The sequence below is a fragment of the Azohydromonas sp. genome (assembly GCF_035325925.1).
GTDB lineage: Bacteria > Pseudomonadota > Gammaproteobacteria > Burkholderiales > Burkholderiaceae_C > Calidifontimicrobium.
Window position 1 is genome coordinate 20411 of sequence record NZ_DAOKZA010000034.1, and the last position, 20037, is coordinate 40447.

20 protein-coding genes and 1 pseudogene are annotated in these 20037 nt (G+C 72.8%); 11 read left to right on the forward strand and 10 right to left on the reverse strand.

Annotation, left to right across the window (positions count from 1 at the left end; genetic code table 11):
- Positions 1–4 precede the first annotated feature (4 nt).
- On the reverse strand, positions 5–835 hold the full coding sequence (locus PKC53_RS12985) for a GGDEF domain-containing protein (protein WP_324429234.1): 831 nt from the start codon (positions 833–835) through the stop codon (positions 5–7).
- 176 nt (positions 836–1011) lie between these two features.
- Between PKC53_RS12985 and PKC53_RS12990 the strand changes: the two genes are divergently transcribed.
- From PKC53_RS12990 to PKC53_RS13015, 6 genes are all read left to right on the forward strand, one after another.
- Positions 1012–2838 (forward strand): ABC transporter transmembrane domain-containing protein, encoded by a 1827-nt coding sequence (locus PKC53_RS12990; protein ID WP_324429235.1) that lies wholly within the window; start codon positions 1012–1014, stop codon positions 2836–2838.
- Positions 2839–2977: 139 nt separating this feature from the next.
- On the forward strand, positions 2978–3643 hold the full coding sequence (locus tag PKC53_RS12995) for an OmpA family protein (RefSeq protein ID WP_324429237.1): 666 nt from the start codon (positions 2978–2980) through the stop codon (positions 3641–3643).
- Between the two features lie 112 nt (positions 3644–3755).
- Positions 3756–4577 carry a thymidylate synthase gene (locus tag PKC53_RS13000; RefSeq protein WP_324429239.1) on the forward strand — a complete coding sequence of 274 codons (822 nt, stop codon included), beginning with the start codon at positions 3756–3758 and terminating at the stop codon, positions 4575–4577.
- Positions 4578–4590: 13 nt separating this feature from the next.
- Complete coding sequence (locus tag PKC53_RS13005) at positions 4591–5469, forward strand: DMT family transporter (RefSeq protein WP_324429241.1); 879 nt, start codon at positions 4591–4593, stop codon at positions 5467–5469.
- On the forward strand, positions 5466–5996 hold the full coding sequence (locus PKC53_RS13010; protein WP_324429243.1) for a dihydrofolate reductase: 531 nt from the start codon (positions 5466–5468) through the stop codon (positions 5994–5996). The genes PKC53_RS13005 and PKC53_RS13010 overlap by 4 nt, the downstream gene beginning before the upstream one ends.
- A complete protein-coding gene (locus PKC53_RS13015) occupies positions 5993–7123 on the forward strand; it encodes a 3-deoxy-7-phosphoheptulonate synthase (protein ID WP_324429245.1) in 1131 nt (376 codons plus the stop codon). The genes PKC53_RS13010 and PKC53_RS13015 overlap by 4 nt, the downstream gene beginning before the upstream one ends.
- 66 nt (positions 7124–7189) lie before the next feature.
- Here the strand turns inward: PKC53_RS13015 and PKC53_RS13020 are convergent, their stop codons facing one another.
- Positions 7190–7852 carry a GNAT family N-acetyltransferase gene (locus PKC53_RS13020; RefSeq protein WP_324429247.1) on the reverse strand — a complete coding sequence of 221 codons (663 nt, stop codon included), beginning with the start codon at positions 7850–7852 and terminating at the stop codon, positions 7190–7192.
- A gap of 242 nt (positions 7853–8094) precedes the next feature.
- On the opposite strand from PKC53_RS13020, the gene PKC53_RS13025 reads away from it, so the two are divergent.
- On the forward strand, positions 8095–8709 hold the full coding sequence (locus PKC53_RS13025) for a hypothetical protein (protein ID WP_324429250.1): 615 nt from the start codon (positions 8095–8097) through the stop codon (positions 8707–8709).
- A 578-nt stretch (positions 8710–9287) separates the two neighbouring features.
- Here PKC53_RS13025 and PKC53_RS13030 read toward each other — a convergent pair.
- Genes PKC53_RS13030 through PKC53_RS13040 form a run of 3 tightly spaced genes read right to left on the reverse strand, consistent with a single transcriptional unit; the run spans position 9288 to position 11801 of the window.
- Positions 9288–10607: a tetratricopeptide repeat protein gene (locus PKC53_RS13030; protein WP_324429252.1), complete on the reverse strand. Its 1320-nt coding sequence runs from the start codon at positions 10605–10607 to the stop codon at positions 9288–9290.
- A complete protein-coding gene (locus PKC53_RS13035; RefSeq protein WP_324429254.1) occupies positions 10604–11029 on the reverse strand; it encodes an alpha/beta hydrolase in 426 nt (141 codons plus the stop codon). The genes PKC53_RS13030 and PKC53_RS13035 overlap by 4 nt, the downstream gene beginning before the upstream one ends.
- Positions 11030–11039: 10 nt before the next feature.
- The gene (locus tag PKC53_RS13040; protein WP_324429256.1) at positions 11040–11801 is read right to left on the reverse strand and encodes a sterol desaturase family protein; all 762 of its coding nucleotides are present in this window, start codon (positions 11799–11801) and stop codon (positions 11040–11042) included.
- A gap of 126 nt (positions 11802–11927) precedes the next feature.
- On the opposite strand from PKC53_RS13040, the gene PKC53_RS13045 reads away from it, so the two are divergent.
- Positions 11928–12968: a helix-turn-helix domain-containing protein gene (locus PKC53_RS13045; RefSeq protein ID WP_324429258.1), complete on the forward strand. Its 1041-nt coding sequence runs from the start codon at positions 11928–11930 to the stop codon at positions 12966–12968.
- A 92-nt stretch (positions 12969–13060) separates the two neighbouring features.
- Here the strand turns inward: PKC53_RS13045 and PKC53_RS13050 are convergent, their stop codons facing one another.
- On the reverse strand, positions 13061–13846 hold the full coding sequence (locus PKC53_RS13050; RefSeq protein WP_324429260.1) for an MBL fold metallo-hydrolase: 786 nt from the start codon (positions 13844–13846) through the stop codon (positions 13061–13063).
- 91 nt (positions 13847–13937) lie between these two features.
- On the opposite strand from PKC53_RS13050, the gene PKC53_RS13055 reads away from it, so the two are divergent.
- The 3 genes from PKC53_RS13055 (at position 13938) to xth (ending at position 16150) form a co-directional block, all read left to right on the forward strand.
- On the forward strand, positions 13938–14519 hold the full coding sequence (locus PKC53_RS13055) for a sigma-70 family RNA polymerase sigma factor (RefSeq protein ID WP_324429262.1): 582 nt from the start codon (positions 13938–13940) through the stop codon (positions 14517–14519).
- On the forward strand, positions 14516–15091 hold the full coding sequence (locus PKC53_RS13060; RefSeq protein ID WP_324429264.1) for a hypothetical protein: 576 nt from the start codon (positions 14516–14518) through the stop codon (positions 15089–15091). Before PKC53_RS13055 ends, PKC53_RS13060 begins: the two co-directional genes overlap by 4 nt.
- A 288-nt stretch (positions 15092–15379) precedes the next feature.
- The gene (gene xth / locus PKC53_RS13065; RefSeq protein WP_324429266.1) at positions 15380–16150 is read left to right on the forward strand and encodes an exodeoxyribonuclease III; all 771 of its coding nucleotides are present in this window, start codon (positions 15380–15382) and stop codon (positions 16148–16150) included.
- A 108-nt stretch (positions 16151–16258) separates the two neighbouring features.
- On the opposite strand, the gene ntrC is transcribed toward xth, so the two are convergent.
- The 4 genes and pseudogenes from ntrC to glnA form a co-directional block, all read right to left on the reverse strand.
- Positions 16259–17758 carry a nitrogen regulation protein NR(I) gene (gene ntrC / locus PKC53_RS13070; RefSeq protein WP_324429268.1) on the reverse strand — a complete coding sequence of 500 codons (1500 nt, stop codon included), beginning with the start codon at positions 17756–17758 and terminating at the stop codon, positions 16259–16261.
- A 15-nt stretch (positions 17759–17773) separates the two neighbouring features.
- On the reverse strand, positions 17774–18862 hold the full coding sequence (glnL, locus tag PKC53_RS13075) for a nitrogen regulation protein NR(II) (protein ID WP_324429269.1): 1089 nt from the start codon (positions 18860–18862) through the stop codon (positions 17774–17776).
- Positions 18863–18876: 14 nt separating this feature from the next.
- Positions 18877–19425 carry a hypothetical protein gene (locus PKC53_RS13080; protein ID WP_324429271.1) on the reverse strand — a complete coding sequence of 183 codons (549 nt, stop codon included), beginning with the start codon at positions 19423–19425 and terminating at the stop codon, positions 18877–18879.
- Positions 19426–19560: 135 nt separating this feature from the next.
- A pseudogene (gene glnA, locus PKC53_RS13085) lies at positions 19561–20037 on the reverse strand (glutamine synthetase); the annotation flags it as partial.

The following is a 20037-nucleotide window of genomic DNA, read 5'->3' on the forward strand; positions in this document are numbered from 1 at the left end:
CGCGCTACACGGGTCCGGCCGGGCGGCGATCACCCACCGACGAGTCGGCAGGCGCGCGCCCGTAGGGCGCCGGCGCGCAGCGCACGCAGTTGCGCCCGGCCTGCTTGGCGGCGTACAGCGCGACGTCGGCGTCGTGCACCAGCGCGTCGAGCGAGGCGTGCGTGTGGTTCGCCGCCGCGACGCCGACCGACACCGTGACCTTCAGCAGCTCGTCGTGCCAGTCGACGCGCAGGTCGCCCACGTGCACGCGGATGCGTTCGGCCACGTCGAGCGCGCCGAGCGGGTCGGTGTGCGGCAGGAACACGACCAGCTCGTCGCCGCCGAAACGCGCCGGCAGGTCGGCCTGGCGCAGCGCCTGGGCGACCACGCGCGCAACCTCGCGCAGCACGTGGTCGCCGGCGACGTGGCCGTGGCTGTCGTTGACGGCCTTGAAGTCGTCGACGTCGACGAGCAGCAGCGCCGCGTCGGTGTCGTAGCGGCGGCACTGCGCCCACACGCGGCCCGCCCCGGCGGTGAAGTGGCGCCGGTTCGGCAGCCCGGTGAGCTCGTCGCAGGTGGCGGCCACCGCCAGCCGCCGCCGTGCCAGCTCGAGCCGGTACGCCAGGTGCACGATCACTCCGCCGGCCACCGGCGCCGTCAGCAGCACGCAGGTCGCGGCGACGGTCACCGCCAGCCCCACGTCGCCGCCGCCCAGCGCGACCAGCGCCGCCGCCAGCGACACCGTCGCGGCAAGGACCAGCGCGGTGAGCAGCGCCGTCGCCCGCCACGGGCCCAGGCGCACGACGACGCGGCCCAGTCGGGGCAGCCAGGACGGGTCGTTCGGGGAGTCGGTCATCGCAGCCGCCGGGCGGCCGATGCCGCGCGACTCACGGATTCGACCACAAAGCCGCGCTCGCCACGAGGACCGATGCCGCACAACCCCCGCGGTCGAGCGGGACGCGCCGTTCGTCGACACGCCGCGCACCGCGGCGCGACGCGGCCCGCCCCGAGCGCCGCCTACACTGCGCCCCCATGAATGCCACGACCCGGCGCGCGCGGCGCGGGCCCGCCGCCGCCGACGACGCGCCACCGGCGCAGCGGGTGCGCTCGCTGTCGGGACTGCTGCCGTTCCTGCGCCCCTACCGCGGGCGCATCGCGCTGGCGCTGCTGTTCCTGCTGCTGGCCGCCGGCACCACGCTGCTGTTCCCGCTGGCGCTGAAGTCGCTGATCGACGAGGGCCTGGTGCGCGCCGACCCGGGCGAGCAGCTGATGGCGCTGCGCGGTCACTTCCTCGCGCTGTTCGCGGTCGGCGCCGCGCTGGGGTTGCTCTCGGGTGCGCGCTTCTACATGGTCACCTGGCTCGGCGAGCGGGTCACCGCCGACCTGCGCAACGCGGTGTACCGCCACGTCGTGCAGCAGAGCCCCGAGTTCTTCGAGACCACCCAGACCGGCGAGGTGCTCAGCCGCCTGACCACCGACACCACGCTGGTGCAGACCGTGGTCGGCTCGAGCCTGAGCCTGGGGTTGCGCAACGCGGTGATGGGTGCCGGCGCGCTGGCGATGCTGGTCGTCACCAACCCCTGGGTGATGTCGCAGGTGCTCGGCATCCTGGTGCTCGTCGTGCTGCCCAGCCTGTACTTCGGGCGGCGCGTGCGCAAGCTCAGCCGCGCCAGCCAGGACCGCGTGGCCGACACCAGCGCGATCGCCGCCGAGGTGCTCAACGCGATCCCGGTGGTGCAGAGCCACACGCAGGAGCAGCGCGAGGCCGAGCGCTTCGACCGCGCCACCGAGGCCGCGTTCGACACCGCGCGGAGGCGCACGCGGGTGCGCGCGCTGCTCGTCGCGTTCATGATCAGCGCCACCTTCGGCGCGCTGCTGTGGGGCCTGTACCAGGGCACGCAGGCGGTGATGGCCGGGCGCATCAGCGCCGGCCACCTAGGGCAGACGGTGGTGTTCGTGATCATCCTCGTCGGCTCGGTGGCGGTGCTGTCCGAGGTCTACGGCGACCTGCTGCGCGCCGCCGGCGCCACCGAGCGGCTGATGGAGCTGCTGGCCGCGCGCTCGCCGGTGGCCGACCCGCCGCAGCCGGTGGCGCTGCCGCCGGCACGCGGCGGCTCGGCGGTGACACTGCGCGGCGTGACCTTCCACTACCCGTCGCGCCCGCAGCACGCGGCGCTGGCCGACATCGACCTCGACGTGCGCCCCGGCGAGACGGTGGCGCTGGTCGGCCCCAGCGGTGCCGGCAAGACCACGCTGTTCCACCTGCTGCTGCGCTTCTACGACACGCAGCGCGGCACGGTGGCCATCGACGGCGTGCCGGTCGACCGCATCCCGCTCGCCGCGCTGCGCCGGCGCATCGGCATCGTGCCGCAGGACAGCACGGTCTTCAGCGCCGACGCGATGGACAACATCCGCTACGGCCGCCCCGACGCCGGCGACGACGAGGTGATCGCGGCCGCGAAGGCGGCGTTCGCGCACGACTTCATCGTCGCGCTGCCGCAGGGCTACCGCACCTTCCTCGGCGAGCGCGGCGTGCGCCTGTCGGGCGGGCAGCGCCAGCGCATCAGCATCGCGCGCGCGATGCTGAAGAACCCGCCGCTGCTGCTGCTCGACGAGGCCACCAGCGCGCTCGACGCCGAGAGCGAGCGCATGGTGCAGGCCGCGCTCGAGGCGGCGATGGCCGACCGCACGACGCTGGTCATCGCGCACCGGCTGGCCACGGTGCAGCGCGCCGACCGCATCGTCGTGCTCGACGCCGGGCGCATCGTCGACACCGGCACGCACGCCGAGCTGGTGGCGCGCGGCGGGCTGTACGCGCGGCTCGCGGCGATGCAGTTCGGCCTCGAGCCGGGCGGCTGAGGCCGCGGCGCCGCGGCCTGTCGGACGCGGCCTACGCGGCGTCGCCGCGGCGTCCGACACGGGGCGCCCCGGCGGCATCGTACGATGCGCGCATGGCGGCCGGGGAGCCGCCCGCGTCCAACCCCCGAGGAGTCCGAACATGACACGTCACCCCGCCACGCCCCTCGTCGCCGCCGCCGCCGCTGCCGTGCTGCTGCTGGCCAGCGGCTGCGAGTCGATGAGCGAACGCCAGCGCGGCACCGCCACCGGCGCCGGCATCGGCGCGATCGCCGGCGCCGTGATCGGCTCGGCCACCGGCGGCAAGGCCGGCACCGGCGCCGCGGTCGGCGCCGCGGTCGGTGCGGTGGCCGGCAACCTGTGGTCCAAGCGCATGGAGGACAAGCGCCGCGAAATGGAGCGCGCCACCGCCGGCACCGGCGTCGAGGTCGTGCGCACCGACGACAACCAGCTCAAGCTCGAGGTGCCCAGCGACATCTCGTTCGCGGTCAACAGCGCCGCCATCGAGCCGCGCCTGCGCCCGGTGCTCGACGCGTTCGCCGGCGGTCTGGGCAGCGAGCCGCAGATGCGCGTGCGCGTGGTCGGCCACACCGACAACACCGGCAGCGACGCGATCAACGACCCGCTGTCGCTGCGCCGCGCCGAGAGCGTGCGCGACTACCTGAGCGACCGCGGCGTGGCCGCCAGCCGCATCGAGGTGTCGGGCCGCGGCTCGCGCGAGCCGGTGGCGACCAACGACACCCCCGAGGGCCGCGCGAAGAACCGCCGCGTCGAGATCTTCCTTCGCGACATGCAGACCGCCGGCTGACGATGCGCCGGCGCCGCGGGGCCGGCGCGACGCGCGTGGCATCATCGCGACCTTCCCGCGGCGCCCGGCGCGCCGCGTCCCGACGCCTTCGCTGCCGCCCTTTGCCGTGTCGATGCCCACCGCCGTCGAGCGTCCCGTGCGCTCGCAGTACGAAGACTTCGTGCGCCACGTCTACACGCGCGGCGTGGCCAAGGCCGACCGCACCGGCACCGGCACGCGCAGCGTGTTCGGCCACCAGATGCGTTTCGACCTGGCCGAGGGCTTCCCGCTGGTGACCACCAAGAAGGTCCACCTGAAGAGCATCGTGCTCGAGTTGCTGTGGTTCCTGCGCGGCGACTCGAACGTGCGCTGGCTGCAGGAGCGCGGCTGCACGATCTGGGACGAATGGGCGCGCCCCGACGGCGAGTTGGGGCCGGTGTACGGTGTGCAGTGGCGCAGCTGGCCCACGCCCGACGGCGGCCACGTCGACCAGATCGAGCAGGTGGTGCGGCAGCTCAAGACCGACCCCGACAGCCGCCGCATCATCGTCAGCGCGTGGAACGTGGCCGACCTGCCGAAGATGGCGCTGGCGCCCTGCCACGCGTTCTTCCAGTTCTACGTGGCCGGGGGCCGGCTGAGCTGCCAGCTGTACCAGCGCAGCGCCGACGTCTTCCTCGGTGTGCCGTTCAACATCGCCAGCTACGCGCTGCTGACGCTGATGCTTGCGCAGCAATGCGACCTGCAGCCCGGCGAGTTCATCTGGACCGGCGGCGACTGCCACATCTACAGCAACCACTTCGAGCAGGTCGAGACGCAGCTGGCGCGCGCGCCGCACCCGTACCCGGTGATGCGGCTGCGGCGCCGTCCGCCGTCGATCTTCGACTACGACCTCGACGACTTCGAGCTGCTCGACTACCGCCACCATCCGGCGATCAAGGCGCCGGTCGCGGTCTGAACGCGTTGCCGACGTGCTGAGCCCGCGCCAGGTCGGCGTGCTGGCCCTGCTGACGCTGATGTGGGGCGTCAACTGGCCGATGATGAAGTTCAGCCTGCGCGAGATCACGCCGCTGTGGTTTCGTGCACTGACCATGGGCGGCGGCGCACTGACGCTGTGGCTGTTCTTTCGCTGGCGCGGCGTCGACATGCGCCTGCCGTGGCGCGAGGTCGGCCGCGTGGCCTGGCTGGCACTGCCGAACATCGTCGGCTGGCACCTGTTCTCGATCCTCGGGCTCAAGGAGCTGGCCTCGGGACGCGCGGCGATCCTGGGCTTCACGATGCCGGTGTGGACAATGCTGATCGGCGCGCTGCTGGCGCACGAGAAGCTCGATGCGCGGGTGTGGCTGAGCATGGTCGCGGCGACTGCCGCGGTGGGCCTGCTGTCGACGCAGGAGCTGGCCGCGCTGGCCGGCCGCCCGGTGGGCGTGCTGTGGATGCAGCTGGCCGCCCTGTCGTGGGCGCTGGGCACGCTGCTGATGCGCCGCACGAAGACGACGCTGCCCACCGAGGCGGTGACGGTGTGGATGATGCTGATGGGCGCGGCGTTCTTCTGGCTCGTCGCGCCGCTGGCCGAGCCGGCGCCGCACTGGCGCTTCAGCGCGCCGATGTGGGCGTCGCTGGCGTACGGCGTGTTCCTCAACTACGGCTATGCGCAGGTGATCTGGTTCTCGCTGGCGCGCGACCTGCCGCCGTCGGCCAGCGCGTTCTCGATCATGGCGGTGCCGGTGGTCGGCACGCTGGGCGCGACGCTGATCGTCGGCGAACGCCCCGGCTGGGCCGATGCCGCGGCAATCGCCTGCGTCAGCCTGGCCATCGCCAGCGCGCTGCTGCCGCGCAGGAGCGCGCGGTGAACCGGCGGCGCACCGTCGTCGCGCTGATCGCCGCGGTGGCGCGCAACGGCGCGATCGGCCGCGACAACGCCCTGCTGTGGCGCGACCCGCAGGACATGGCGCACTTCCGCCAGGCCACGCTGGGCTGCCCCGTGGTGATGGGTCGGCGCACCTGGGACTCGCTGCCACCGCGCTTTCGTCCGCTGCCGGGGCGGCGCAACGTGGTCGTCACGCGCAATCCGCAGTGGCACGCCGACGGCGCCGAGTCCTCGACGTCGCTGGCCGACGCGCTGGCGCGGCTGGCCGGCGCGCCGAAGGTGTTCGTCATCGGCGGCGCGCAGCTGTACGCCGCAGCGCTGCCGTGGGCCGACGAGCTGGTGCTCACCGAGATCGACGCCGAGCTCGACGGCGATGCGCACTTCCCGCGCTGGGACCGCGCCGACTTCGACGAGGTCGCGCGCGAGCCGCACACCGCCACCGACGGCACGCGTTTCGCCTTCGTCACGTACCGTCGCCGTCGTCGCGGCGGCGCAGAATCGCGTGCATGACCGCTCTGGACGACCCCACCCACGACCGCGAAGTCGGCAGCCGCCGCATCGCCCCGGGCAGCACGCGCGACACCACGCGCATCGACGACGTGCGCATCGACGCGGTGCGCCCCCTGATCACGCCCGCGCTGCTGCAGGAGAAGCTGCCGGTGCCCGAGGCGGCGCTGATGCTGGTCGAGGACACCCGCGCGCAGGTGGCCGCGGTGCTCGATGGCCGCGACGACCGGCTGCTGGCGGTGGTGGGCCCCTGCTCGATCCACGACCACGACCAGGCGCTGCAGTACGCCGCGCGGCTGAAGGCGCTGGCCGACGAGCTGGCCGGCGAGCTGCTGCCGGTGATGCGCGTGTACTTCGAGAAGCCGCGCACCACGGTGGGCTGGAAGGGCTACATCAACGACCCGCACCTGGACGGCAGCTTCGCGATCAACGAGGGGCTCGAGCGCGCGCGCCGGCTGCTGCTCGACGTGCTGGCGCTGGGCCTGCCCGCCGGCACCGAGTTCCTCGACCTGCTGAGCCCGCAGTTCATCAGCGACCTCGTCAGCTGGGGCGCGATCGGTGCGCGCACCACCGAGAGCCAGAGCCACCGCCAGCTGGCGTCGGGGTTGAGCTGCCCGGTGGGATTCAAGAACGGCACCGACGGCAGCGTCAAGGTGGCGGCCGACGCCATCGTCGCCGCGCGCGCGCCGCACGCCTTCATCGGCATGACCAAGATGGGGCAGGCCGCGGTGTTCGAGACGCGCGGCAACCCGCACTGCCACGTGATCCTGCGCGGCGGGCGCGTGCCGAACCACGGCGCCGAACACGTCGACAGCGCCTGCGCGCTGCTGCGCGCGGCGGGACTCGCCGAGCGGCTGATGGTCGACTGCAGCCACGCCAACAGCCGCAAGGACCACCGCCGCCAGGCCGACGTGGCGCGCGACCTGGCCGCGCAGCTGCAGGCCGGCGAGCGCCGCATCGCCGGCGTGATGATCGAGAGCCACCTGCACGAGGGTCGCCAGGACCTGGTGCCCGGCCAGCCGCTGCGCTGGGGCGTGTCGATCACCGATGCCTGCCTGGGCTGGGACCAGACCGAGCCGGTGCTGCGCGAACTGGCGCAGGCGGTGCGCGCCAGACGGCAGCAGCGGTAACCACGCGCCAGGCGAAGCCGCGACGAGCGAAGTCGTGTTGGTGTCCGGGCGGGCGCTCGTCGCCGCTCAGCGCAAGATCCCTGCGCGATGACCGCGCGGCCCGGGGTCCTGCGTGTCCGGCGGGGTGCAGGTGCAAGGTGCGCGGTTGCCGCCGTGCGGGCGCACCCCTGTCAGCGCCAGTCTGAAGCCGAACACCGGCAGTCCCTGCTGCGCGAAGTCGAGGTCCTCGAAGCGGACGAAACCCAGGCTCTCGTACAGGCGCCACGCCACCTGCATCGGCGCCGTCGTGTGCAGGATCATCTGCGCGTGTCCGCGCCTGCGCGCCAGCGCGATGCAGGCCCGGGTCAGCGCCCTGCCGACGCCGGCACCGCGATGCCACGGGTCGACGCCGAGCAGGCGCATGCCCGATGCGTCGCGCACCAACGTGGCGCGGCCGCCGGAGCCGTAGTGCGCCATGTCGCCGAAGTACACGACGCCGCCGGCCAGCACCGCGTCCGCCCTCACCGCCACCAGCACCCGCGCCTGCGGCACGCGGGCAAAGCGGTCGACGTTGGCCATCAGCTCGTAGTAGCGCGGTTGCTCGGCCGGCGTCGGAAAGCCGTCGAGCGCGGAGTACACGCGCACGAGCAGCCGGCCGAGCGCGTCGAACTCGTCGGCGCGGGCGTCGCGGATGGTCAGTGGCGCGGGGTGGTCGATCACGTCGGGAGTCGGCGGCGTCTTCGGGTCCACGTTCGGGTCCTCCTCGGTCGATGGCGGAGTGCCGGCTGGCGACACGCCGGCGCGCCGGCGGCGACACCGTCGGCCACGCGGGCGGCACGTGCGGATTCTTCCGGTCGGCCCACCGCGCCGCTTCTCCCGGCGTCGCCGAAGCTTGCCCGCGCGTCCTGCGCACGCGCGCATCCGCGCTGCAACCCGGGCGATAGACTGCACCCGGCGGCGCCACGCCGCTGCGACGCCCACCACCTCCGCCGATGCCCACCGACGACAACGAACTCGACACCTACCTGCTGCAGGCGGCCGGCATCCGCCGCGACGCGCTGAACCTCAAGTGCGCGCTGGGCGTGGTCACGCTGGGCTGGCTGCTCGTCGTCGCGTTCGACCAGCTGGGCAAGAAATCGCACGGGTGGGCCTACGCCCTGCCCGCGGTGACGCTGGTGGTGTGGCTCGGCCAGCAGGGTTCGTACGCGGCGCTGGCGCTGGCCGCGGCGATCTACGCGGCGGGCTGGATCAACGCGAACCAGGTGCTGTCGCGCATCGAACGCCAGGCGCAGGCGCGCGTTGCACGGCTGACGCAGGACATCGACACGGCCCCCGGCGCCGACGCGCTGCTGCAGCGCGGCGCGACGCTGGCCAAGGTGCTGCATCGGCACGACGACGCCGCCGCCGACTTCGAGGCCGCGCTGCGCCTGGGCGGCGGGCCGCGCCGCTGGCTGAACCTGGCTGGCGTGCAGGCCTGCGCCGCCGGCCGGCATGCACTGGGCGTGCAGCTGTTCGAGCGCGCGCTGGAGGTACCCGGCGAGGAGTCGCTGATCGCGCAGATCGGCAAGAACCGCGACACCGCGCGCAAGCTCGCGCAGGCGTCGTGACCGCGTTCACCCCGACCCGACACGTCCGGTCATGAAGCCTGCGACCGCGGAGTCCCCCGCTGCACGGCCGATGACCGGGCGGCACACCGGGTGCTGCGCTGCCCCGGCCGAGGCCTGCCGGCGGACGCGCCCGGCGGCAGGCCAGCCACAGGCCCGTCGGCGCAACCGGCGCGCCGGCCTGGGCCGTGCCGCCGTTGGCGACGATGGCGATGTCGGTGGTGACCGGGGCAGCGCCGGGGCCCCGGCTCGTGTCGCCTGACCGGTCGATCGAACCGGCTCTGCGGGTGACGACGGCCGCCGACGCGGTGCCGCAGCGGGATCCGGGGACGGCTGCCGTCGACGGCGCTCGCGCGCAGTGTCGACCCGTGATGACCGCGCCCATCATCACGGCCTCGCGCGCGACGAGCGTCGGTGCGGCTCGTCGCGTGCATGGCGCGTTGGTGCGACCGGGTCCCGACGGTCGGTGACGTCGCTGGGCGCGAACAGACCGGGCGCGTGCATCGGGCCGGCGTCGCTGCACCGTGCCGCGCTCGCCGGTGCGGCGCCGCGACGGCCCATCGATCGGGTCCGACCTGCGCTCAGGCGGCCTCGGCCCGCTGGACCAGGCGCTGCGCGAGCGGGCTCGCCGGGCGCATCGCGGCCCGCTCGGCGGTCAGCGCTGCCGCGAGCGATCGGTCCCGGCCACGCAGCGCGGCCTCGATCAGCGTCAGGTCGATCAGGTCACGCTGGGCGTGGCTGCCGCCGAAGCGATGCGCGTAGGAGCGCACCGGCCGCAACAGCGCGACGACGGTCGGGAAGTCGCCCGCGACGAAGGCCTGCACCGCGCGCGTGGCCGGCTCGCCGACCTCGGCGGTGAAGGCGCGGTTGTCGCCGCCGTCGGCCATCGCGGCACGCTGCGTCTCGCGCAGCCGCGCGGCAAGGTCGGCTCGCCCGGCGCTGGCGAACGCCATCATCGCGTGCAGGTCGTTGAAGGCGTAGTTGCCCGCGTCGGCGTGCGGGGCCCAGCGCTCGGCCAGGGCCTGCCAGCGGTCGCCGACGTCGACGCCGCGCAGCACGAGGCGCCACAGCAGCGCGCTCTGGTCGATCATGTCGAGCACCACGCCCGAGCCCGGACCGCCGATCGAGGCGTCGTACATCGCGAGGACCTCGTCGTGGCGGTCCTGCTCGAGCTTGAACAGTGCCAAGTGCCACCAGTTGTGCACCGCGAAGAAGCTGTCGCGCGCCCAGTGCTCGACGTTCGGCTCGAGCCAGGCGATGCCCTCCTTCGGCGCGTTGCGCATCTCGTGCACGTGCGCCACCGCGTGCCAGGCCCAGGTGTCGCGCTGCTGCAGTTCGATCGCGCGCCGACCGGTGCGTTCGGCCTGCGCATAGTCGCCCATCTCCTCGAGGCCGAAGGCGTGCATGCCGAGCACCGCGTGGTGGCCGGGCATCGCGTCGTTCCAGTGCGGCCGCACGCGGGCGATGCGGTCGCGCAGCATGCGCGAGTCGCCGGTGAAGAAGTCCAGCTGGTGGCCGGCCTGCAACGCGAGCAGGTCGCGCGGGTGCTGCGCCGAGAGGTCCTCGAGCAGACGGGCCGCATCGCGCCAGCGTCCCTGGGCCACCCGGGCGGCGGCCTGCGCATGCATGCGCTCGCGTTCGGTGCCGGCATGGCGCGCCGCGGCCTCGGCCTCGTCGCGCGCGGTCTGCAGCGCGCTCGCCTCGGTGCCGAGCAGGTGCAGCCAGGCGCGCAGGGTGTGCGCGACCGACATCGCGGGCGCGTAGGCGAGCGCGCGGTCGATCGTCGCGAGCGGGTCGCCGATCAGGCAGCGCAGTTCGTGCGCGGCCTGCTCGTAGTGCTCGATCGCGGTGGCGGTGGCGCCGCTCACCGGATGGCCGAGGGCATCGATCAGGGTGGTCATGGCAGGTCTCCTTCGGATGGGGCCACCACTGCGGTGGCGACGGATTGGGTGAAACGGGCGAGGTCAGGCGCAAAGCGCTGCGGCTCCTCCCAGTGCATGGCATGCCCCGCGTCGGCGTACTCGACGAGGCGCAAACCGCCGATGACTTGCAGCATCGCCTGCTGCTCGGCGGCCGGACAAACGGCGTCGTGACGCCCCCAGACGGTCCACGTGGGTACGTCGATCTCGCGCAGTCGCACCGAGAAGTCGTCGCGCATGAAGCCGGCGAAGGCGGCCCGCCATACGCGCGCCGGCACCTTCCGACACGAGTCGGTGACGCCGTGCAGCGCGATCACCGGCAGGTCGTCGCCGCGGCGGCCCTGTTCGGCGAACTCGAGGCGCAGGCGGCCGGGAAGCTGGATCTGGCGCACGGTGGTCTTCATCGAGGTGTACTCAGGGTCGGTCGGCGGCAGGACGCGAGACGTCGCGTGCGAGCAGCATGTCGAGCATCCGTGCCGAGGCGCCGTCCCAGAAGCCGGTGGCATGCTCGAAGCGGCGCGGGTTCTCGAAGGTGCCGAAGAGCATGTCGACCAGCGGCAGGTCGGCGTAGTTCTTCGCATGGATGCCGCGGGCGTGGTGGATCGTGTGGCTCTCCGGGCGCTGCACGATGAAGCCGAGCCAGCGCGGCGTGCGCAGGTTGGCGTGCTGGAAGATCGCGAGGAAGGTGATCACGAGGATCGTCGCCGTCGCGGCGGCCGGCGGCAGGCCGAGCAGCGTCAGCGCCACGCTGGGCACCAGCGACCAGCCGACGATGTCCAGCGGGCGTAACCAGAACGCACCGTAGACGTCGAGCCGCTCGGCGCTGTGGTGCATCTGGTGCGACACGCGAAACCACGCGTCGATGCCGTGCATGCCGCGGTGATAGGCGTACGCGAACAGCTCGTAGACGATCAGGCCGAGACCCGCCGCGGCCAAGACGGGCCAGCCCGACAGGTCGAACAGCTGCAGCGGCGCGAGCGTGTCGGCCCACAGCAGCGGCAGGTACGACGAGAGCAGGAAGTACAGCGCAAACACGGCCAGCGCACGGGCGTGCCAGCCGGGCACGCGCGGCAGCGGCCGGCCGGGGGCCAGGCGCTCGGCGAGCGCGAGGGCCGCGAACATCGCGAGCATCGTCAGGGTGATCGGATCGAGCAGCAGGTCGAGAGGGGTCGGCATCGATGGGCTCCGGCAAGTGGGGTTCGGCGCGGGTCGGCGCAGGAGCGGCAGTGTGCGCACGCGGCCCGATGCCGACCAGCGGCGATTCGGCAAGAATCCGTCCATTCCGGCCACACGGAGGCGTCCATGACGAAGCGACCGATCACGGTGGCGTTGCTGGCGATGCCCGGTGTCACCGCGGGAACGCTGTACGGCTTCCACGACTGCCTGTCGGGCGTGCACCGCGACTGGTCGCTGCTGCACGGCGGTGACGCCGAGTCGCCGTTTCGCTCGCTCATCGTCAGCCGCGACGGCCGGCCGCTCGAGGCGGCGAACGGCGTACGCATCACGCCGGACGCTTCGTTCGAGGCCTGCGAATCGCCCGACGTGGTGTGCGTGACCGACATCGCGGTGCCCCCCGGCGAGCCGCTCGGCGACGACTACGACCCCGAGGTGGCCTGGCTGCGCGAGCGCCATGACCAGGGCGCGATCCTGGCTTCGTCGTGCTCGGGGGCGGTGCTGCTCGCGCGCACCGGATTTCTCGAAGGGCTGGACGCCACGTCGCACTGGGCCTACTGCGACGCCCTGAGTCGCGAGTACCCGCGCACGCGCTGGCACCCGGAGCGCGGCCTGCTCTTCGCCGGGGCCGGCCAGCGCATCGTGATGGCCGGCAGCGGCATCGCGTGGCACCAGCTCGTGATGGCGCTGATCAGCCGCTTCGCCGGCGCCGAAGCGGCGATGCAGGTGGCGCGCATCAACCTGATCGACTGGGCGGCGACGAGCCCGATCGCCTACGCGTCGCTGCGCCACGGCGCCCAGGCGAGCGACCCGCCGGTGGCGGCCGCACAGGCCTGGGCGGCCGAGAACTACCGGCACGAGGCGCCGGTGGCGCAGATGGTCGCTGTCTCCGGCCTTGCCGAGCGCACGTTCAAGCGTCGCTTCGCCCAGGCCACCGGCATGGGCCCGCTCGACTACGTGCATCACCTGCGGCTGGAGGAGGCCAAGCAGATGCTCGAGTCCGGCGAGGCGTCGATCGAGGCGGTGGCCTACGAGGTCGGCTACCGCGACGCGAGCTTTTTCAACCGGCTGTTCCGGCGCAAGGTGCTGATGTCGCCCACCCAGTACCGGCGCCGTTTCGGGGCGCTGAGGTCGCGCCTGCGCGAGGCGCGCACCGCGCTCGGCGCCTGATCGGGTCGCGGCGCGGCTTGGCGCGGCCGCGCCAAGCCGCGTGCGCACCGCGGCGTCGGGCAACGCATCGCGCACGCGCTCGACGCGGCGGGCTATGGCCTGCGTGCGTTGCCGTGCGCCGACGGACTTGCGCCGCCGCCTCCGGGGGCATCGGAGGCGGTGACCGCCTCGGCCAGGTGACGCAGCAGCGCCGCGCCGTCGCCGCGCCAGGCGCTGCCGTGCATGCAGGCAAGCGTGCGCGGCTCCTGCGCTGCCAGCCGCTGCAGCAAGGCGCCGGTGTGCGGCGCATGGGCGAAGTAGTCCATCGGCGCGCGGAACGCTTCGCTGGGGCCGAGGATGTCGGCCTCGGTCAACGCCTCGGTGCCCGGGCCCGGTTGCGTGAACAGGTCGCCGCAGAAGAAGGTCCGGGTGGTCCGCTCCATCAGCAGCCCCGCGTCCCAGCCGTGCGGAACGTGCGGCGTGTCGAACCACTGGACCTCGCGCCGGCCCAGCGACAGCCGCTCGCCGTCGGCGAGCGCGCGCGGTGCCCGGTCGGCGAGGTCGTTCATCGAGACCATGGCCGCGATCCGGCTGCACAGCGGCACGGCTTCGGGTGCCGTGGCGAGCAGCAGGTTCATCGCGCCACACTCGTCGGCCTCGGTGTGCGACATCCCGATGTAGCGCAGGCGCTCGATCGGCGTCACGGCGGCGATGGCCTTGCGCACCATGGGGAACAGCGCGCGCGGGCCTGTGTGGAACAGCAACGGTGCGTCGTCGACGACGAGGTACTGGTTGAAGCTGAAGCCCTGTCCGTCGGGGAAGGTGATCGGCGTGTTGATGCGGTAGATGCCGTCGGCGACCTCGTGGACGTTGGTGCCGGTGTTCGGATCGATGAGCATGGTGCCTCCTGTGGTTGACAACCGGGATGTGACTCGAGCCGCCGCCGCGTTACAGCGAGACTTGCGCGCCCGCCGGGACTATGCTTGCGTGATGGACTGCGTCGACGTCGCACCCGCCGGGACGCCCGAGGCCCGGGCTGCCGCGCGCATCGTCGCCGCGGCCCCGGCCTTCGACCCCGAGGCCGAAGCGCAGCTGTACCGGCTGCTCGCGCCGCGCGTGAGGCGCTATGGCCAGCGCCACCTGCGCGACGACCATGCCGCCAACGACCTGATGCAGCAGGTGATGGCGCTGACGATCGAGAAGCTGCGCGCCGGCGCGGTCGACGAGCCCGCGCGCGTCGTCTCCTTCGTGCTCGGCGCGTGCCGCATGACGGTGACGGCGCTGTACCGCGACCAGCGCCGGCGCGAGGATCTGCTGCAGCGCTTCGCCGGCGACGTGCCGCTCGCCGACCTGCACGTGCCGCCGCGGCTGGACCACGAGCGTGTCGCGCAGTGCCTGGAGCGCCTGCCCGAGCGCGAGCGCGCCGTGCTGGTGCTGAGTTTCTACGAGGAGCAGTCCGCCGAGGACGTCGGCCGCTCGCTCGGCCTGAGTGCCGGCAATGTCCGCGTGATCCGCCATCGCGGCATCGACAAGCTGCGCCGCTGCGTCGACGCCACCCGGAGAATCGAATGACCCACGAACGCGCACATCCCGAGTGGCAGGCTCTCGTCGACTACTGGCTGGGCGACATGGATGCCGCCACCACCGAGATCGTCGACGAACACCTGCTGCACTGCGACACCTGCGGTGCCGCGTTCGACGAAGTCGTCGCGCTCGCACGCGGCGTTCGCGACGCCTTCTCGCGCGGCCTCGTGCCCGCGGTGTTGACACCAGGCCTCGTCGAGAGGCTGAAGGCCGGCGGCCGCCGCGTGCGCGAGTACAGGGTGCCGGCCGGCGGCAGCGTGCGGTGCAGCGTCGCGCCCGACGACGAGCTGCTCGTCAGCCGCGTCGGTGCGTCGCTTCGCGACGTGCGGCGGCTCGACGCCGTGCTGAGCTACTCCTTCGCGCCGGGCGAGGAGCAACGCCTAGTCGACCTGCCCTTCGACGCGGCCGCCGGCGAGGTGCTGCTCGCGCCCAAGCTGGCGGAGCTCCGCCACCGGCCGGCGCACGATTCCGTCCTTCGCTTGCTCGCCGTCGACGATGCGGGCGAGCGCGAGATCGGCCGCTACACCTTCCACCACCAGGCCGGCGCGAGCGCCGGGTGAGGCGCCGCTGCGGCAGGCACGGTCATCCGCAGCCGGCGGCCTCTCGTCCGCGCGCACACGGCGGACGGGGCAGTCCGGCCGGCATGGCGACTGGAGCACCGGCTCGCGCCGCACGCCGCCGAGCCGCCGGCGCCGAGGCTCCCCCGGTCGCCTTGTACGATGGGGGCCGCCGCGGGTGACCTGTCGGCGCCGGTCGGGTTCGCGACGCATGCGTCTGCCGGCGTGCATGGCGGTCCGACAGGCCGCGGTGACAGTGAAGCCCCGTCAGGACGACAACTCAGGACTGCCTTGAAACTCGCCACCTGGAACGTGAACTCGCTCGCGGTGCGTCTGCCGCAGTTGCTCGCCTGGCTCGAGGCGAATCCGGTCGACGTGATCGCACTGCAGGAAACCAAGCTCACCGACGACAGGTTCCCGGTCGCCGAGATCGAGGCGGCCGGCTACCGTGCGCAGTGGTTCGGCCAGCGCACCTACAACGGCGTCGCGTTGCTGAGCAAGGGCGACGCCGCCGACGTGGTGCGCAACATCCCCGGGCACGACGACGCGCAGGCGCGCGTGATCGCCGCGACGCTGGGAGGCGTGCGGGTGATCGGTGCGTACTTCCCCAACGGCCAGGCGCCCGACAGCGACAAGTTCGTCTACAAGCTGCGCTGGATCGAGGCGCTGCGCGACTGGACACGCGCCGAGCTGGCCGTCCACCCGCGGCTGGTGCTGATGGGCGACTTCAACATCGCGCCCGAGGACCGCGACGTGCACGACCCGGTCGCGTGGGCCGGGCAGATCCACTGCACGCCCGAGGAACGCGAGCACTTCCGCGAGTTGCTCGCGATCGGGCTGGTCGACGCGTTTCGCCTGTTCGAGCAGCCGCCGAAGAGCTGGAGCTGGTGGGACTACCGCAACCTGGCGTTCCGCAAGAACCAGGGCCTGCGCATCGACCACATCCTGGTCAGCGAGGCGCTGCGCCCGCGCGTGAGCGCGTGCACGATCGACAAGGCGCCACGGCGCAACGAGCGCCCCAGCGACCACGCGCCCGTGGTGGTCGAGATCGTGGCGGGCTGAGGCGCGCGGGCTGCGGCCCGCGGCCGCCTGCGCACCGGTCGACTGCGCCGGCGGCCCAGGGTCGATCGGCTGCCGGACGTGCGGCGCCGACCCAGACGCCACGCTCGATCACCTGCAGCGCGCGTCGTCGTCGAGCCCGAGCTCCTGGATCTTGCGCGTGATCGTGTTGCGGCCGATGCCCAGCTTGTGTGCCGCCTCGATGCGCCGCCCGCGCGTGACCTCGAGCGCGGTGAGGATCAGCCGCCCCTCGAAGCGGCGGGTCAGCGTGTCCCACACGTCGGGCGCTCCGGACTGCAGCAGCGTGCGCGCCTCGCTCTCGAGGTCGTGCAGCCAGCCGAGCGCCGGCGTCGACGCCGGCGCGCAGGTCGGCGCGGGCATTGCCGCGCCAATGCCCGGCACGGCGTCGGCTGCGGGCGACGCCACGGTCGGCGCGGTCGGCGCCGGTGCGGCGGCTGCGCCCGCATCGAGCTCCGGCGGCAGGTCCTTCGGCTCGATGACCTGCGCCGGCGCCATCACGGTGAGCCAGTGGCAGATGTTCTCGAGCTGGCGCACGTTGCCCGGGAAGTCGAACGCCACCAGCCGCGCCAGTGCCGCGTCGCCGATGCGCTTGGCTTCGACGCCGAGTTCCTTCGCGCTCTTCGCGAGGAAGAAGCGCGCGAGCATCGGGATATCCTCGCGGCGCTCGCGCAACGCCGGCAGGCGCAGGCGGATGACGTTCAGGCGGTGGAACAGGTCCTCGCGGAACGCACCGTCCTTGACGCGCTGCTCGAGGTTCTGGTGCGTCGCGGCGATCACGCGCACGTTGGCCTTCAGCGGCTGGTGGCCGCCGACGCGGTAGAACTGGCCGTCCGAGAGCACGCGCAACAGCCGCGTCTGCAGATCGAACGGCATGTCGCCGATCTCGTCGAGGAACAGCGTGCCACCCTCGGCCTGCTCGAAGCGGCCGCGGCGCATCGTCTGCGCGCCAGTGAAGGCGCCGCGCTCGTGGCCGAAGAGTTCGCTCTCGAGCAGGTCCTTCGGGATCGCTGCGGTGTTGATCGCGACGAACGGCCCGCCGGCGCGCGGGCTGTGCTTGTGCAGCGCGCGTGCGACGAGCTCCTTGCCCGACCCGCTCTCGCCGGTGATCAGCACCGTCACGTGGCTCTGGCTGAGTCGCCCGATCGCGCGGAACACGTCCTGCATCGCGCTCGCCTGGCCGAGCATCTCGGGCATCTCGGCGGCGCGCTCGGCCTGCACGGCCTCGCGCAGGCTCTCTTCGACGGCGCGGCGGATCAGCTCGACCGCCTTGGTCACGTCGAACGGCTTGGGCAGGTACTCGAAGGCGCCGCCCTGGAACGCCGACACCGCGCTGTCGAGGTCGCCGTACGCGGTAATGATGATCACCGGCAGCGCCGGCAGCCGCGCCCTGACCTTGGCGAGCAGGTCGATGCCCGACCCGCCCGGCATGCGGATGTCCGACACCAGCACCTGCGGCTCGTCGGTGTCGAGCGCGGCGAGCACGTCGTGGCCGCTCGAGAACGAGCGCACCGCGAACTGCTCGCGCGCCAGCGCCCTCTCGAGCACGAAGCGGATCGATTGGTCGTCGTCGACGATCCAGATGGGTTTCATGCGCTGTGCGGTCCGCTACGGCAGGGGGACGACGATCTTGAACACGGTGCGTCCGGGGACGCTGTCGCATTCGATCGTGCCCTGGTGCTGCTGCACGATGGTCTGCGCCAGCGTCAGGCCCAGCCCCGAGCCGCCGTCGCGCCCCGACACCAGCGGGTAGAAGACGCGATCACGGATCGACGCCGGAATGCCCGGCCCGTTGTCCTCGACATGCAATTCCAGTGCCAGCCGCCAGCGCGTCTTGCCGATCGTCACCTGCCGCACGCTTCGCGTGCGCAGCAGGATCACCGCGTCGCCGACCGCGCGGCGCGGCTCGAGCGCCTGCGCCGCGTTGAGGGCGATGTTCAGCACCGCCTGGATCAGCTGCTCGCGGTCGCCGCGGAACTCGGGGATCGAAATGTCGTAGTCGCGCTCGACCTTCAGGCCCTGCGCGAACTCGGCCAGCACCAGGGTGCGCACACGCTCGCACACCTCGTGGATGTTGACGTCGCCGACGACCTGCGCCTTGCGGTGCGGCGCGAGCAGGCGGTCGACCAGCGCCTGCAGCCGGTCGGCCTCGTGCACGATGACCTGCGTGTACTCGGCCAGCTCCTTCGACTCGAGCTCCATCTGCAGCAACTGCGCCGAGCCGCGGATGCCACCCAGCGGGTTCTTGATCTCGTGCGCCAGGTTGCGGATCAGCTCCTTCGTCGCCTCGGCCTGGCCGTGGGCGCGCTCCTCGCGATCGAGCCGGGTCTGCTGCTCGATCTCGATCATCTCGACGACCAGGCGCTCGGCGTACTCGGTCTGGTTGACGATCACGTGCACGGGCAGCCGGTCGGGGTGCGCGCCGGGCACCCGGCGCAGTTCGGCGTCGAAGCGCGCGGTGGCGATGTCGTTGCGCGCCGCCGCCTGCAGCGCCTCGCGCAACGGATTCGCGTCGGCGACCCAGTCGACGACCGCGCCGCCGACGATGGCCTTGCGCGACGCGCCGACGAGGTGCTCGAACATCGCATTGGCGAACAGCACCCGCCCCCCCGGGTCGACCACGGCGACCATCGTCGCCAGCAGGTCGAACGCGTCGTAAGACGGGGCGCCGTCCGGACGCAGGAACGGCAGCGGCATCGCGCTCGCCCCCGTCAGTTCGACAGCTTGCCCAACTCGCGCCTGATCGCCGCGATGTCGCCTTCCTTGCGCTCGATGCCGGCCTTCATCTCGGCGACGCGGTCGAGGTAGCGCTGGTAGTTGCGCTCGTCGCCGCGGCGCTCGGGCTGACCGTTGTTGTACTCGCGCTGCAGTTCGGCCAGGCGCTGCTGCTCGCGCCTGAGTTCGGCCTCGAGGATCGCACGACGGTCGCTGTCGCGACTGCGCTGTTCGGCGGGGTCGACCCGGCTGCCCGCCGGGCGTGGCGCTGAAGCCGCCGCGGCGGCCGCGGCCGGCGCGGCCTCGGGGCGCGGGCGCGGCGTCGACGGCATCACGCTGATCGGCGCACCCTCGATCGTGCGGCAGCCGCGCTGCTGCGCTTCGGCCGGCGTGAGCGCGTCGGTGTACAGCACCGGCGGCCCCGGGCAGCGGTAGACGACGCTGCCGCCCTGCTGCTGCGCCCACGCCGCCGATCCGGCCAGCGTGCCCAGCGCCCACACCGCCGCCGTGCCGACGCCGAGCGTACGAGTTCCCAACCGCTTCATGCCTGTCTCTCCGTCGCGGGCGCACGCACCGCGCGGCCATTGTGACCCAGGCTGCACGGCGCGCAGGCAACGAAAAGGGGCGGCCCGAGCCGCCCCTTCCTGCCTTTGCCACCGCGGCCGCGCGCGGCGCCAGGGTCACAGGCTGTAGTACATGTCGAACTCGACCGGGTGCGTGGTCATGCGGAAGCGCGTGACCTCGGTCATCTTCAGGTCGATGTAGGCGTCGATGTACGAGTCGGTGAACACACCGCCCTTGGTCAGGAAGGCGCGGTCCTTGTCGAGGTAGTCGAGCGCCTGGTCGAGACTCGAGCACACGGTGGGGATCTTCGCGTCCTCCTCCGGCGGCAGGTGGTACAAGTCCTTGCTGGCGGCCTCGCCCGGATGGATCTTGTTCTCGACGCCGTCGAGCCCGGCCATCAGCAGCGCGGCGAAACCCAGGTACGGGTTCATCATCGGGTCCGGGAAACGCGCCTCGATGCGCCGGCCCTTCGGATTGGCGACGTAGGGGATGCGGATCGACGCCGAGCGGTTGCGCGACGAGTACGCCAGCTTGACCGGCGCCTCGAAGCCGGGCACCAGCCGCTTGTAGCTGTTGGTGCCGGGGTTGGTGAT